Origin of the sequence: Tenacibaculum sp. M341, from assembly GCF_004337695.1 — a bacterium.
In the GTDB taxonomy this organism is placed as follows: Bacteria; Bacteroidota; Bacteroidia; order Flavobacteriales; family Flavobacteriaceae; genus Polaribacter.
On sequence record NZ_SJXJ01000007.1, the window covers coordinates 170,550 to 184,392 of the forward strand.

Below are 13,843 nucleotides of genomic sequence, written 5' to 3' on the forward strand. Positions count from 1 at the left end.
TTTAAAAACCTGATAAAATTGGAAGCAAATCTCCAAGCCCTCCAGGACCTTCTTCAGGAGATATAATATCGCCATCTTCATTAACTTCGTCTGGATCACCATCTCCTCCACAATGACCATTGGAATCAGGGGAGCCACCTTTGGGGCATGCAGGAGGTACTTCATTACCGCTTCTATTAGATTTTGACTTAACAAATTTCATGATTTTTTTAATATGCTCTATTTCTTCAGCATCATCATTACCAATTGCTTCTTGTTCAATTAGGTTTTCATCAAGAACTAATTCGTCTTCTTTTTCACAAGAAGTTAATAGTAAAGCAAAAGCATTAATTAGGGTGATTATTAATAATCTTTTCATGTTTATGTATTTTATATGTTTTTAACATAATTATTGTAAGGATTACGAAATTATGTTACCCGCGCAAAAGTATAATTTTTTTTGAAACTATTTAAAAGTTTTGAAAATCATTAAATTAATAGGTTTTTAGTTGTTGTTTATACTTCTAATAAAATTAAACTATTTTTAAAATATTTATTAAAACAGCAATAGAAAATTTATTAAAACCTAGAAATTTTTATTTTTGTTGTATTAACATCTAATGAATGGAAGATTTTTATTTAAATGCTTTAGTAAAAGGAGATTCAAAAACAATAAAAAAAATTTACACAACTAATTTTTTTCAAGTAAAAAGATTTGTTCTTCAAAATAAAGGAAAGAGTGAAGATGCAGAAGATATTTTTCAAAAAGCAATTTTGCAAATTGCAATACGACATAAAAAGGAAAAAATCAAGATTTCAACTAATTTTGACGCTTACTTATTTACTGTTTGTAAGAATTTATGGAGAAGAGAGTTAAATAATTATAAAAAAAGGGTAACAAATAGCGAGGTAGTTGAACAGAAAGATGAAAGCACGGATAATGCACTTGCTATTGTAGAGCAAAAAAGACAAGAATTATTTATTGAAAAGCTTGGAGAAATATCAGATAATTGTAAGCAAATTTTAACTTTATTCTTTGCTAAAACGACTTATGCTGAAATAGTTGAGCAAACAGAATATAATTCTGAGTCAGTAGTAAGGCAACGTGTTTTCAAATGTAAAAAACAATTAACCAACCTAATACAAAAAGATAAAAGGTACAATTCATTGAAAGCAATATGAATTTAGAAGACGACATATTAATAGAAAAGTTTTTAAGAGATCAGCTTTCTTCAGAAGAAAAAGAAAGTTTTCTTAAAAGAAAAATGGTAGATGAAGATTTTAAGCAACAATATTTAATAGAAAAACAATTGTTTGAAACCTTTAATGAAGAGGAGTGGAGCTATGAAATGGATCATACTACAAAGGAAGTACAAGAGTACAAAGAGTTGTTTGAGAGTGAAGAAATTATTAAGTTGAAAGAAAAAATTGCTTTAGGTCAAAGTAATTTTAAAAGAAACAATAAACAGAGAAAGGTAATTGCTTTATTTTCTGGAGTTGCAGCAACGGTTTTATTGTTTTTTACAGTAACTTCTTTGTTTAACTTTCCAAAAGATACACAACTGTTATATGCAGAAAATGTTGATATTGATAGCTTGCCTTCTTTTGTAAGTAGAGGAGATGGAATTGATGAGAAAGTTATAAAAGCAGAAAAATTATTTAAACAAAAAGAATATAAAGAATCATTAGAACTTTTTGAAGATTTGTTGTTAGATAAATATGAAAATAGTGCTTTGTATATTTACACAGCTATAAATTTCATAGAGTTAGATGAGTATAATAAAGCTGACGTCGTTCTTAATAAATTAATAAACTCTGATTTGATAGATAGTGAAAAAGGATATTGGTATAAGAGTCTCTTATTTTTAAAGCAAGAGAACAAGAGAAAAGCTATAGAAAACCTTGAAGTAATAGTTAAAAAAGGTTTTTTTAAAAGTGATAGGGCTAAAGAGTTATTAGAAGAGTTAAAATAATTTAGAAACTAAAGAAATAAAAAAAGCCATTTAATTCTTAAATTTAATTTAAGTTTTATTGAAAGTAAATCAAAGAAGGAGTAGTTGGTTATAACATACTCCTTTTTTTGATTAGCTTAATAAATTAAGGAAATTAATGAGTAATTGTAATTATTCCTGTTATGCAAAAACCTACAAAATCTTCATCAATATAAACTATAAAATCCTGTTCTCCATTTAGATAAAAGAATCTTCTACCTCCTCCGAATAATCTTTATTTTTCAGCTTTATTTAAAGCATTTCCTATTAAAAATTGTTAAATTAGAAACAAGATGTAAATACTTGATTTTGACAATGTGAAGGAAGATTGTAGTATTCTTCGCAGCTAGCACACTGAACAGTACCGATACTAGTTATACCGTAACAAATCGGATAAGAAGCACATGTGTTTCCTCCATTAATTGATCTTTGTTCAGTTTTGTTCAAGCTTTTACCTAAATTTAAGATTGTTTTTTTCATGATAATAAAATTTATATTGGTTGATATTAAAGAGTGTTTGATTTCACTCAGATTTATTTTTTATATGTGTTTAATTTTTTAGAATTCTTCAACACATCCATTGTCTAGATTGAAACAACTAGCTGCACCTGGATAAGAGTTCATTTTGTAACAAGGTTCACAATACGGATCGTTATCAGCAAAACAAAGATTTATTCTAGCATAGTATCCACAATTATCACCTCCTAAAATGTTTTTTTGTTCTATCTTGTTTAAACTTTTACCTAGGTTTAAGATTGATCTTTTCATAATAATTAAAGATTTAAAGTTAATTAAACCCTGAACATTTAAAGACACTCAAGGTGTATGTCTATTCTTCGCGAAAAAATATGATTAATTAATCAGTTTTGTTTTATGATTAATATTTTGAGTAAATAATTGTGTGATTTGTATGTATAAGCAATTTTTATTGAGGTTTTTTTAGTAAAATTAAGGATATGATGAATTATAACTGTTAATAAAAAGTTAATTTAAATGTTAAAATATGTGTTAGAGAAGTTAATTACATATAAAATCTTTGTTAGTTAAAAATAAATAATTGAAATGTAACATATAAAAGAATCATAGGACACGAACTTAATATCTCCTATGATTTTTGTTTTTTTACGAAGTTTCTAAAAGTAAATTCCCTTAGAGTTTATAGCTCCTTTTTAAGGAATTTAGCTGTGTAACTTGTTTTGTGTTTAGCTACTTTTTCAGGTGATCCGGTAACTAAAATTTTTCCGCCACCTTTTCCACCTTCCATACCAACATCAATAATATGATCAGCCAGTTTAATAACATCTAAATTATGTTCAATTATTAAAACAGTATTTCCTTTATCAGCTAGTTTATTTAAAACTTCCATTAAAACACGAATATCTTCAAAATGGAGTCCTGTAGTAGGTTCATCTAAAATATAAAAGGTATTTCCTGTATCTCTTTTAGAAAGTTCTGTAGCTAGTTTTATTCTTTGTGCTTCTCCTCCAGAAAGAGTTGTTGATTGTTGTCCCAATGTAATATATCCCAAACCAACATCTTGAATAGTTTTTAATTTTCGGTATATTTTTGGAATATGCTCGAAGAAATCTACGGCTTCATTAATAGTCATTTCAAGTACATCTGAAATAGATTTTCCTTTATAACGTATTTCTAAAGTTTCTCTATTAAAACGTTTTCCTTGACAAGTTTCACATTCAACATGTACATCAGGTAAAAAGTTCATTTCAATAACTCTTAAACCACCTCCTTGACAAGTTTCACATCTTCCTCCTTTTACATTAAAACTAAATCGTCCAGGTTTATAACCACGAATAGCAGCTTCAGGAGTTTTTGCAAACAAACTTCTGATTTCACCAAAAACACCAGTATAGGTTGCAGGGTTAGAACGTGGAGTTCTTCCAATAGGAGATTGATCAATATCAATAACTTTGTCAATATGCTCTAAACCTTCAATTTTTTTGTAGGGCATTGGCTCCTTTACCCCTCTATAAATATGTGTATTTAAAATTGGATATAGAGTTCCGTTAATTAAAGTCGATTTACCACTACCAGATACACCAGTAACACAAATCATTTTACCTAAAGGAAATTCAACAGTTACATTTTTTAAATTGTTTCCACTAGCTCCAAAAAGTTTAATGCTATTTCCATTTCCTTCTCTTCTTTTCTTAGGAACTTCAATTGTTTTTCTTTTAGATAAATAATCAGCTGTAAGCGTTGCGTTATCTTTTAAATCATTAAAAGAACCTTCACTAACAATTTCACCACCATGTACACCAGCACCAGGACCAATATCTAAAACATAATCGGCGTTTTTAATCATATCTTCATCATGTTCAACAACTAAAACAGAATTACCAACATCTCTAAGTTTAATTAAAGAGTCAATTAGTTTCTGGTTGTCTCTTTGATGTAAACCAATACTTGGTTCATCTAAAATATACAATACACCTACAAGTTGAGATCCTATTTGTGTAGCTAACCTTATACGTTGAGCTTCTCCTCCCGATAATGATTTAGAAGTTCTATCAAGTGTTAGGTAATCCAATCCTACATCCAATAAAAATTGAATACGAGTTCTAATCTCTTTTAAAATCTCTGCAGCAATTTTTATTTGTTTTTCGGATAAATGTTTTTCAATTTCAGAAAACCATTGAGAAAGATCTTTAACATCTAAATGGGTTAAATCACTAATACTTTTATCTAGAATTTTAAAATGTAAAGATTCTTTTTTAAGTCTTTTACCTTCACAACTACTACATTTTACTTCATCCATAAAACCTTTAGCCCATCTTTTAATAGAAGAACTATCGGTATTCTTGTATTGATTTTTAATGAAAGGAATAATTCCTTCAAAATCTATTTCATAATTACGAGTAACACCGGCTGTTTTAGATTCTATTTTAAAACGTTCCTTTCCTCCGTTTAAAATAACATCTAAAGCTTCTTTAGAAATAGTGTTTATAGGGTCGGTTAGTTTAAATTTGTATCGTTCAGCAATGGTTTGTAATTGCTTAAAAATCCAACTACTTTTTTGTTCGCCTAAAGGGGCGATACCTCCATTTTTAATAGATAAAGAATCATCTGGAATTATCTTCTTTATGTTTACTTCTTGAGTAATACCTAAACCATTACACTTTTCACAAGCACCTTTTGGTGAGTTAAATGAAAATGTATTCGGCTCAGGATTTGGGTAAGCAATTCCTGTAGTAGGACACATTAATTCTCTACTAAAATATCTAGGCTTTTCATCATCAACATCAATAACCATTAAAATATTGTCACCAGTATACAAGGCTGTTTTAATAGTTTCCTCTAATCTTTTTTCTGCGTCATCGTTTATAACAAGTCTGTCAATTACAACTTCAATATCATGAGTTTTGTATCGATCAAGCTTCATTCCTTTTTCAATTTCTCGAATTTCTCCATCAACACGAACACGAAGAAATCCTTGTTTTGAAATTTGCTCAAACAATTCTCTGTAATGACCTTTTCTAGATTTAATTAAAGGAGCAAGAACAGCAACTCTTTTTCCAGAAAAATCTTTTAAAATTAAATCTTTGATTTGTTCATCAGAATAGCTCACCATCTTTTCACCAGTATTGTAAGAATAGGCATCAGCAGCACGAGCGTATAAAAGACGAAGGAAATCGTAAATTTCTGTAATAGTTCCTACCGTAGATCGTGGACTTTTGTTTGTAGTTTTTTGTTCTATAGAAATTACAGGAGATAATCCATCAATTTTGTCAACATCAGGACGTTCTAATCCTCCTAAAAATTGTCGTGCATAAGCAGAAAAAGTCTCTATATATCTTCTTTGACCTTCAGCATAAATAGTGTCAAAAGCTAAAGAAGACTTTCCGCTTCCGCTCAAACCAGTAATAACAACTAGCTTTTCACGAGGTATTTTAATGTCAATATTCTTTAAGTTATGAGCTCTTGCTCCATAAACTTCAATAAATTCCTGTTCTTTCAAAGTATCGATTTTGCAAAAGAACAAAATTATTAAATAGAATCCATTAATCAATGTATACTATGAATTAGTATTTTAGCAAAAAAACAATTATGAGAGTAATTATAGCTTTTATCTTACTACTATCATTTAATTTTTATGCACAAATACCAGATAATGTTATAAGTGAATTAACAGCTAATCATGTACCTGTTTTAAATACCAAGTTTAGTATAATCCCTCCCAAAGGATTTCAAATGGAACCATTAGTAAGAGGTTTTGTAAAAGAAAGCCGACAAATAGCTTACATAGAAATGCTGACAGTTCACAGTTCATTTAAAAAAAGGATTTCAATTGAATCATTTAAAGAATTTGGAGAAAATATAAAAATCGATCACTTTAAGTTTAATAATAAAGATGCAATATGGGTAAGTTATGAAAGTTTAGAATATCCTGATATTAAAAGACAGAAACATATTTTATACGTAAGTTTTAATAAAGAGAATATGCTGGCTATTGTTAGCGATTATCAAATGACTGTAAAAAAAGAAGTTGAAGAAGAGGTTATAAAGAGTATGTTATCAACTGTATACTTACCAGAGAAAAGATATGTGTTTTCAGAAAAAGCTGGAGGTGATTTTAATATAGCAAAATATGGACTACAAGAATCAAGAGATAGCGTTTATCCGAACGACATAGCTTTTATAGGAAATGGAAAGGAAGGAAAATTGTCTTCTACAAACATATATGCAGCAATTAAACATGATTATTTAATAAAAGGATACTCTACAGAATATAAAAAAATAGATAAAAAAGAATATAGTTTAACTTATGGAAAAAAAAGAACAAAATTAGAAGAACCTATCAGTATTAACCCAATAAAAGTAGATGGTTTAAATGGGTATGAATTAGAGTATCAAAAGAAAGATGAAAAAGGCAATATAAAAAACATGTACTTTATTACACTATTGTTTAGAGGCGATACATATTATGCTTTAGAAGGAGGGAGTAGATCAGTAAACATAATGAAGAAGGAGTTGAAATATTACAAGGAAAACTTTAAAGAATTATTTTATACCTTTAAACAAAAATAAAAATATTATATAATTACATTAAAATGGTAGATTCTATTAGGCATTTTTTTGAAAGAAATGGTTTTGATGTTTCGTCGAGATTGGCAGATAGATTAGGCATGAGAACAGTAAATGTGAGATTGTTTTTTATCTATATGTCATTTGTTACGGTTGGTCTTTCTTTTGGATTGTACTTAACTATGGCTTTTCTGCTTAGGCTTAAAGATATGATATACACTAAGCGAACTTCTGTGTTCGATTTATAGAAATTGGTAAAATGAAAAAGATATTAATAACAGGTAGTAATGGACTTTTAGGTCAATCACTACTAGATTTATTTTTAGAAGAAAAAAACTATGAAATTTTTGCAGTATCAAGATCGGTTAATAGATATCCAATAAAAGAAGGTTATCAATTTATTTCTATTGATTTAACAGATGATGTAGCGTTAAGAAAAGTATTAACAGATACCAAACCAGATGTTATTATCAATACTGCTGCAATGACTCAGGTAGATGTTTGTGAGGAGCATAAAGAAGAATGTCATGCTATAAATGTAAAATTAGTTGAGAATTTAATAAGCTTTTCAGAAGAGAAAAATATTCATTTAATTCATTTGTCTACGGATTTTATTTTTGATGGAAAAAAAGGTTTTTATAAAGAAACTGATAAACCTAATCCATTAAGTTATTATGGAATGTCAAAATGGAATGCTGAACAATTGTTATTGAAATCCAAAACAAAATTTACCATACTAAGAACCATATTAGTGTATGGAATGGTTCATGATATGAGTAGAAGTAACATTGTTTTATGGGTAAAAAGTATGCTGTCTGATGGAAAAGAAATAAATGTAGTGAATGATCAATTCAGAATGCCAACTTATGTAAAACAATTGGCTTTGGCTTGTAAGTTAGCGATTGACAAAGAGGCTACAGGTGTGTTTAATGTATCTTCTAATGAGTTATTAAGTGTTTTTGAAATAGCAAAACAAATAGCTAAAGAGTTCAATTTAAATGAGTCATTGATAAAACCAATCAGTTCTAAAGAGTTAAATCAAAAAGCAGAAAGACCATCCAAAACCGGTTTTGATTTAACAAAAACTACTAGTACACTAGGCTTAACAGTACAAGCATTCAAAAAAGATTTACAAATATTTAAAGAAAAGCTAACTTAAAAATTAGTTTTAACGGTAAAAACTTGTTAAAAGAGTAGTTTTTTAAGATATTGCGTGCCACAAAAACAAAACTATTTACACGATGAATAAAAAACTATGTACGTTACTATTCACTATAGTACCGATGTTGATCTTTGCTCAAGAAAAAGGGCTTGCTGAAAAAATAAATGAAGGTTTTAAGCCAATAGCAGATGCTTGGGGAAGCTTTGTTTTTTATCCGATAAAATTAGGAGAAGGTATTGAAATGCCTTTGGTAATAATAATGTTGTTACTAGCAGGGTTGGTTTTTACGATTATTTTCAAGTTTGTAAATATTAGATTATTTCCAGTTTCAATTAATATAGTAAGAGGTAACTATGATGATGTTGATCATGCTACTTCAGGAGTAATGGCTGGAGACCCTACTCCAGGAGGTGATGCTATTGAAACAATTAGGGTAGAAGGTGAAGGTGAAGTTTCTCATTTTCAAGCGTTAACAGCTGCTTTGTCAGGTACTGTAGGACTTGGGAATATCGCAGGAGTTGCTGTGGCTTTGTCTTTGGGAGGTCCAGGAGCTACTTTTTGGATGATTATAGCAGGTTTATTAGGTATGTCTTCAAAGTTTGTTGAATGTACACTTGGGGTAAAATACAGAGATGTTGGTGAGGACGGAACAATCTATGGAGGACCAATGTATTATCTTAAAAAAGGATTAAAAGATGTTGGTAAAACTACATTAGGTAAAATACTGGCTGCTGTTTTTGCTGTTATGGTTGTTGGAGGGTCTTTTGGTGGAGGAAATATGTTTCAAGCCAATCAAGCAGCACAACAATTCACAACAATGGTAGGAGCGAGTTCTTTATCATCGGCATTAATTTTTGGTTTAATAATGTCAGTTTTAGTAGCTATAGTGATTATAGGTGGAATTAAGAGGATTGGAAATATCACAGAGAAAATTGTACCTTTTATGGTAGGTATTTATTTCTTAGCGGCAATTGTAATTTTGGTAGCTAATTTTTCACAAATAGGCAATGCTTTTAGTCAAATATTTGACGGAGCATTCAATGCTAAAGGAATTTCAGGAGGTTTATTAGGGGTTTTAATTATAGGATTTCAGAGAGCTGCGTTTTCAAATGAAGCTGGAGTTGGTTCTGCAGCGATAGCACATTCAGCAGTAAAAACAAAGTACCCTGCTTCAGAAGGTTTAGTAGCTTTGTTAGAGCCTTTTATTGATACAGTAGTTGTTTGTACTATGACTGCGTTAGTAATTATCATTACAAATGGAGATGGTAGTATTATGACTTATGGTGTGAAATCACCAGATGGAGTATTAGCAACTTCAAAAGCATTTGCTTCAGTTATACCTTGGTTTCCTTATGTATTAACATTGGCAGTAGTTTTATTTGCTTTTTCGACAATGTTATCTTGGTCTTATTATGGATTACAAGGTTGGATGTTCTTGTTTGGACGTTCTAAAGTATCTGATTATGCATATAAGATATTATTTTGTGTGTTTATTATAATAGGTTCTGTAGCTAGTTTGGGTTCAGTAACAGATTTCTCAGATGCAATGATTTTTGCCATGGCTGTACCTAATGTAATAGGTCTTTTCTTTTTGTTTCCTAAAGTTAGAGAAGAGTTGTCTAAATATCTTAAAGCAATAGGTTTTTTAAAGGCTTAACGTTATATAAATGAAAAATATGAAATCCCATTTCTGGTATACCAAAAGCCAACGAAATGGGATTTTGTTATTAATAATAGTAATTGTTTTATTTCAAATAGTAGGTGTATTTACTAGTAATCTAAAAAGTAAATCAACACTTTTAACAAATAATAAAGTTGCAGCTTTAGAGAAAGAAATAGACAGTTTAAAGTTAGATAAAGAAAAAAAAAGAAGTAGTTACAAGTTAACTCCTTTCAATCCTAATTATATATCAGATTTTAAAGGATATAAATTAGGAATGTCTACCGAAGAGATTGATAGGTTACATGAATTTAGAAAACAACAAAAATTTGTAAATTCAATTCAAGATTTTCAAGAAGTAACAAAAGTTTCCGATAGTTTATTGACTAAAATATCTCCTTATTTTAAGTTTCCTAGCTGGGTAAAGAATAAAGAGCGTTTTAATAAAAAACCGATTGTAATATCTACTAAAAAATATAAAGTTTCAAGTTACGATATAAATGAAGTTACCTATAAAGATTTAATTTCAATAGAGGCTGTAAATAGTAAAATGGCTAATACTATTATCAAGTATCGTTCTAAATTGCAAGGTTTTTCTTATCTGAATCAATTAAAAGAAGTTTGGGGTATGACTCCTGAAGCTTACGAAGGAATTTTAAAAACTTTTAAAATTATCCAAAAACCTAAAATACTTAAAGTCAATATAAATACAGCTTCCTTCAAGGAAGTATTAAAATTACCGTACATAAATTACGAATTATGTAAGAAGATTTTTGACTACAGAGATGAGGTTGCTGAATTGCAAAAAATATCAGAATTAAGAAATATTAAAGATTTCCCACAAAATAAATACGATAGAATAGTATTATATTTGGAAGCAAAATAAACAAAACAACAAATTTAAAACTTATTATCAGAATGTACTTTACTGAAGAACATGAATCATTTCGTAAAAGCTTTAGAGATTTTTTACAAAAGGAAGTAGTTCCTCACATTGAAAAATGGGAAGAGACTGGAACTATTGATCGATTTATTTGGGAAAAGTTTGGTGAAATGGGATATTTTGGACTTAATCAACCTGAAGAATATGGAGGGTTGAATTTAGATTTATTCTACACCGTTATTTTCCTTGAAGAATTACAAAGAATTAATTCAGGTGGTTTTGCTGCGGCAATGTGGGCTCATGCTTACTTAGCAATGACACATTTAAATAAAGAAGGTGATGATCGAATTAAAAAAGCATATCTAACACCGAGCATTGATGGTAAAATGATCGGTTGTTTATGTATTACTGAACCTTTTGGAGGAAGTGATGTTGCAGGAATGAGAACAACTGCTGTAAAGGAAGGTGATAATTATGTGTTAAATGGTTCGAAAACATTTATAACAAATGGTGTTTATTCAGATTATTTAATAGTTGCAGCAAAAACAAATCCTGAAGATAAGCATAGAGGGATGAGTATCTTTTTAGTAGATAGAGAGACTAAAGGAGTTTCAGCAACAAAATTAAATAAATTAGGTTGGAGAGCTTCTGATACAGGAGAAATAGCATTCGATAATGTTGTAATACCTAAAGAAAACTTAATGGGTGAGGAGGGAAAAGGATTTCCTTACATAATGCAACATTTCGCTTTAGAAAGATTAATCATGGGAGTAAATGCTCATGCTAGAGCAGAATACGCTGTTGAGTATGCATTAGAATATATGAATGAAAGAGAGGCGTTTGGTAAAAAAATAAACGAATTTCAAGCATTAAGACATAAAATAGCTGAAATGGCTTCTAAGGTTGATATGTGTAAAGAATACAACTATTCAATTACCAAAAGATTAAACGACGGTATCTATGTGGTAAAAGAAGCTAGTATGAGTAAATTATTATCAACTAAAATAGCTGATGAAGTAATTTATGATGCTCTACAACTTTTAGGAGGTTATGGTTATATGGAAGACTATGAATTAGCAAGAATGTTTAGAGATAGTAGACTAGGACCAATAGGAGGAGGTACTTCTGAAATTCTAAAAGAAATTATTGCCAAAATGGTAATAGATAAGAAAGAATACAAGCCAGCAACTTAAATACAAACAACTTTTCAATCAATTTTATATAATATTGATTGAAAGAGTTTTTCTAATTTTATCAACACGAAATCGATTTAGTAACGAAATCGATTTCGTGTTTTGTTTTTCTATAACTAACTTTATAGAAACAACAATCAAATTATCATGAGAATCTTACAAAAACTATTAATTATTATTGTATTTGTTGCTTTTTCTTGTTCAACAGAAAACGCAATAGAAATAACAAAAAATCAAGAAAATCAAATCGTTTCAATAGATAAAAAGGTAGCTAAAAGAAGTGGTCTTAAAACAATTGGAACAGGAGTAATGATGCAGGCCTTTTATTGGGATGTGCCCGCTGGAGGAACTTGGTGGGAAAATGTAGAAGATAAAGTGCAAGATTGGAGTAATGCAGGAATAGATGCTATATGGTTACCACCAGTATCAAAAGCTCAAAATGGTCCTTTTTCAATGGGGTACGACCCTTTTGATTATTTTGACTTTGGGGAATATGATCAAATGGGAAGTGTGGAAACTAGATTTGGATCAAAAACAGAATTACTAAGTTTAATAAATTCAGCACATAATGTAAATTTAAGTGTTATAGCTGACATTGTAATTAATCATAATAGTGGAGGAGAGTTAGAACCTAATCCTTATACAGGAACACCGTATTACACTGATTTTAATCCATTGTCAGGTAAGTTTTATAGAAGTAATGCTGATTTTCATCCCAACAATGTTAGACAAAGCGATTCGGGTGTTTTCGGAGGCTATCCTGATCTTAGCCATAGCCAGCCATATGTGCAAGATTGGTTATGGAAGAAGCCAGAGTCTGTTGCAAAATATTATATGAATGAAATAGGTTTTGATGGATGGAGGTTTGATTATGTAAAAGGATTTGAACCTTGGGTTGTAAAAGAATGGAAAAATGAAGTAGGTGGATTTTCAGTAGGGGAATATTGGGATGGCAATGCTGCTACTTTAGATTGGTGGTCTAGTCAAGCAGAAGTAAGTGCTTTTGATTTTGCATGTTATTATAGAATGCTTGATGCATTTGAAGGGAACAATTTAAATAGGTTAAATGATGATATGCTTTTAAAAAGAAATCCAAGAAAAGCAGTAACATTTGTTGCAAACCATGATACAGATGAAATATTTAATGGTAAAATGTTAGCATATGCATATATTATGACACATGAAGGCTATCCAACTGTTTTTTATCAAGATTATGAAGAATGGCTAAATAAAGAAAGGCTAAATAATCTAATTTGGATACATAATAATTTAGCTGGAGGAAGTACAAATGTTTTATATACGGATACAGACGAGTATATTGCTAAAAGAAATGGACACAATAATGATGGATTAATAGTGTATATTAACAATTCTAATTCATGGAAAGAGCGTTGGGTAGAAACAAATTGGTCTAGTAAAAGAATAAAAGATTACACAGGTCATTCTGGCTGGCAACCAGTAACACAATCAGGGAAATGGGTAAAAATAGAAGTTCCTCCAAAGAGTTACTCTGTATGGTCTACTAAATAAATAATTTAGTAACAAAGTTAATTGGAAGTTAAAAATTAATATGTATCTTTGCACCCTCAAAATATAAAATAATTGGAAATCAATAGATTTCTTCTAAAGATATAAAGATACATATGAGAGGAGGTGATAAAACATGTTAATTATTCCAGTAAAAGAAGGTGAAAATATAGATAGAGCTTTAAAACGTTACAAGAGAAAGTTCGATCGTACAAAGACAATGAGAATGTTACGTAGCCGTAAACAATTTACTAAGCCTTCTGTAGCAAAAAGAGCTCAAAAAATAAAAGCTTCTTATATCCAGAGATTAAGAACACAAGAAGAAATAGGTTAATCTATTATCTTCAAACAAAATTAAGCCCGTGTATTTTATACATGGGTTTTTTTATTTTAAAAATATTTATT

At 29.6% G+C, this 13,843-nt stretch carries 14 protein-coding genes; 10 read left to right on the forward strand and 4 right to left on the reverse strand.

The window, feature by feature from the left end:
- Nucleotide 1: 1 nt before the first annotated feature.
- Nucleotides 2-358 carry a hypothetical protein gene (locus tag EYW44_RS09765; RefSeq protein ID WP_132723485.1) on the reverse strand — a complete coding sequence of 119 codons (357 nt, stop codon included), beginning with the start codon at nucleotides 356-358 and terminating at the stop codon, nucleotides 2-4.
- Between the two features lie 245 nt (nucleotides 359-603).
- On the opposite strand from EYW44_RS09765, the gene EYW44_RS09770 reads away from it, so the two are divergent.
- The gene (locus tag EYW44_RS09770) at nucleotides 604-1,161 is read left to right on the forward strand and encodes an RNA polymerase sigma factor (RefSeq protein ID WP_132723486.1); all 558 of its coding nucleotides are present in this window, start codon (nucleotides 604-606) and stop codon (nucleotides 1,159-1,161) included.
- The gene (locus EYW44_RS09775; RefSeq protein ID WP_132723487.1) at nucleotides 1,158-1,952 is read left to right on the forward strand and encodes a hypothetical protein; all 795 of its coding nucleotides are present in this window, start codon (nucleotides 1,158-1,160) and stop codon (nucleotides 1,950-1,952) included. Before EYW44_RS09770 ends, EYW44_RS09775 begins: the two co-directional genes overlap by 4 nt.
- A gap of 300 nt (nucleotides 1,953-2,252) precedes the next feature.
- Here the strand turns inward: EYW44_RS09775 and EYW44_RS09780 are convergent, their stop codons facing one another.
- The 3 genes from EYW44_RS09780 to uvrA form a co-directional block, all read right to left on the reverse strand.
- On the reverse strand, nucleotides 2,253-2,450 hold the full coding sequence (locus EYW44_RS09780) for a hypothetical protein (protein WP_132723488.1): 198 nt from the start codon (nucleotides 2,448-2,450) through the stop codon (nucleotides 2,253-2,255).
- Nucleotides 2,451-2,528: 78 nt separating this feature from the next.
- A complete protein-coding gene (locus EYW44_RS09785; protein ID WP_132723489.1) occupies nucleotides 2,529-2,738 on the reverse strand; it encodes a hypothetical protein in 210 nt (69 codons plus the stop codon).
- Between the two features lie 388 nt (nucleotides 2,739-3,126).
- Nucleotides 3,127-5,946, reverse strand: a complete 2,820-nt coding sequence (gene uvrA / locus EYW44_RS09790) for an excinuclease ABC subunit UvrA (protein WP_132723490.1) — start codon at nucleotides 5,944-5,946, stop codon at nucleotides 3,127-3,129.
- Between the two features lie 89 nt (nucleotides 5,947-6,035).
- On the opposite strand from uvrA, the gene EYW44_RS09795 reads away from it, so the two are divergent.
- From EYW44_RS09795 to rpsU, 8 genes are all read left to right on the forward strand, one after another.
- Nucleotides 6,036-7,016 carry a hypothetical protein gene (locus EYW44_RS09795; RefSeq protein ID WP_132723491.1) on the forward strand — a complete coding sequence of 327 codons (981 nt, stop codon included), beginning with the start codon at nucleotides 6,036-6,038 and terminating at the stop codon, nucleotides 7,014-7,016.
- Between the two features lie 23 nt (nucleotides 7,017-7,039).
- On the forward strand, nucleotides 7,040-7,261 hold the full coding sequence (locus EYW44_RS22605; RefSeq protein WP_132723492.1) for a PspC domain-containing protein: 222 nt from the start codon (nucleotides 7,040-7,042) through the stop codon (nucleotides 7,259-7,261).
- Nucleotides 7,262-7,272: 11 nt separating this feature from the next.
- Nucleotides 7,273-8,172 carry an SDR family oxidoreductase gene (locus EYW44_RS09805; protein WP_132723493.1) on the forward strand — a complete coding sequence of 300 codons (900 nt, stop codon included), beginning with the start codon at nucleotides 7,273-7,275 and terminating at the stop codon, nucleotides 8,170-8,172.
- Nucleotides 8,173-8,254: 82 nt separating this feature from the next.
- Nucleotides 8,255-9,832, forward strand: a complete 1,578-nt coding sequence (locus EYW44_RS09810) for an alanine/glycine:cation symporter family protein (protein WP_132723494.1) — start codon at nucleotides 8,255-8,257, stop codon at nucleotides 9,830-9,832.
- A gap of 10 nt (nucleotides 9,833-9,842) precedes the next feature.
- Complete coding sequence (locus EYW44_RS09815; RefSeq protein WP_132723495.1) at nucleotides 9,843-10,721, forward strand: helix-hairpin-helix domain-containing protein; 879 nt, start codon at nucleotides 9,843-9,845, stop codon at nucleotides 10,719-10,721.
- A 32-nt stretch (nucleotides 10,722-10,753) separates the two neighbouring features.
- Entirely contained in the window at nucleotides 10,754-11,911 is a 1,158-nt protein-coding gene (locus EYW44_RS09820) for an acyl-CoA dehydrogenase family protein (RefSeq protein WP_207893766.1), read from the forward strand.
- 144 nt (nucleotides 11,912-12,055) lie between these two features.
- Complete coding sequence (locus EYW44_RS09825) at nucleotides 12,056-13,441, forward strand: alpha-amylase (protein ID WP_373681056.1); 1,386 nt, start codon at nucleotides 12,056-12,058, stop codon at nucleotides 13,439-13,441.
- A 133-nt stretch (nucleotides 13,442-13,574) separates the two neighbouring features.
- Nucleotides 13,575-13,772, forward strand: coding sequence for a 30S ribosomal protein S21 (rpsU, locus tag EYW44_RS09830; protein ID WP_132723498.1), 198 nt, complete (start codon nucleotides 13,575-13,577; stop codon nucleotides 13,770-13,772).
- The last annotated feature ends 71 nt before the right edge of the window (nucleotides 13,773-13,843 follow it).

Excerpts from the sequence above, each read along its gene's own strand:
- EYW44_RS09820 (WP_207893766.1), top strand. The coding sequence starts at position 10,754 with ATGTACTTTACTGAAGAACATGAATCATTTCGTAAAAGCTTTAGAGAT.
- EYW44_RS09805 (WP_132723493.1), top strand. The coding sequence starts at position 7,273 with ATGAAAAAGATATTAATAACAGGTAGTAATGGACTTTTAGGTCAATCA.
- EYW44_RS09795 (WP_132723491.1), top strand. The coding sequence starts at position 6,036 with ATGAGAGTAATTATAGCTTTTATCTTACTACTATCATTTAATTTTTAT.
- EYW44_RS22605 (WP_132723492.1), top strand. The coding sequence starts at position 7,040 with ATGGTAGATTCTATTAGGCATTTTTTTGAAAGAAATGGTTTTGATGTT.
- EYW44_RS09765 (WP_132723485.1), bottom strand. The coding sequence starts at position 358 with ATGAAAAGATTATTAATAATCACCCTAATTAATGCTTTTGCTTTACTA.
- EYW44_RS09770 (WP_132723486.1), top strand. The coding sequence starts at position 604 with ATGGAAGATTTTTATTTAAATGCTTTAGTAAAAGGAGATTCAAAAACA.
- EYW44_RS09775 (WP_132723487.1), top strand. The coding sequence starts at position 1,158 with ATGAATTTAGAAGACGACATATTAATAGAAAAGTTTTTAAGAGATCAG.
- EYW44_RS09815 (WP_132723495.1), top strand. The coding sequence starts at position 9,843 with ATGAAAAATATGAAATCCCATTTCTGGTATACCAAAAGCCAACGAAAT.
- EYW44_RS09780 (WP_132723488.1), bottom strand. The coding sequence starts at position 2,450 with ATGAAAAAAACAATCTTAAATTTAGGTAAAAGCTTGAACAAAACTGAA.
- rpsU (WP_132723498.1), top strand. The coding sequence starts at position 13,575 with ATGTTAATTATTCCAGTAAAAGAAGGTGAAAATATAGATAGAGCTTTA.
- EYW44_RS09785 (WP_132723489.1), bottom strand. The coding sequence starts at position 2,738 with ATGAAAAGATCAATCTTAAACCTAGGTAAAAGTTTAAACAAGATAGAA.
- EYW44_RS09810 (WP_132723494.1), top strand. The coding sequence starts at position 8,255 with ATGAATAAAAAACTATGTACGTTACTATTCACTATAGTACCGATGTTG.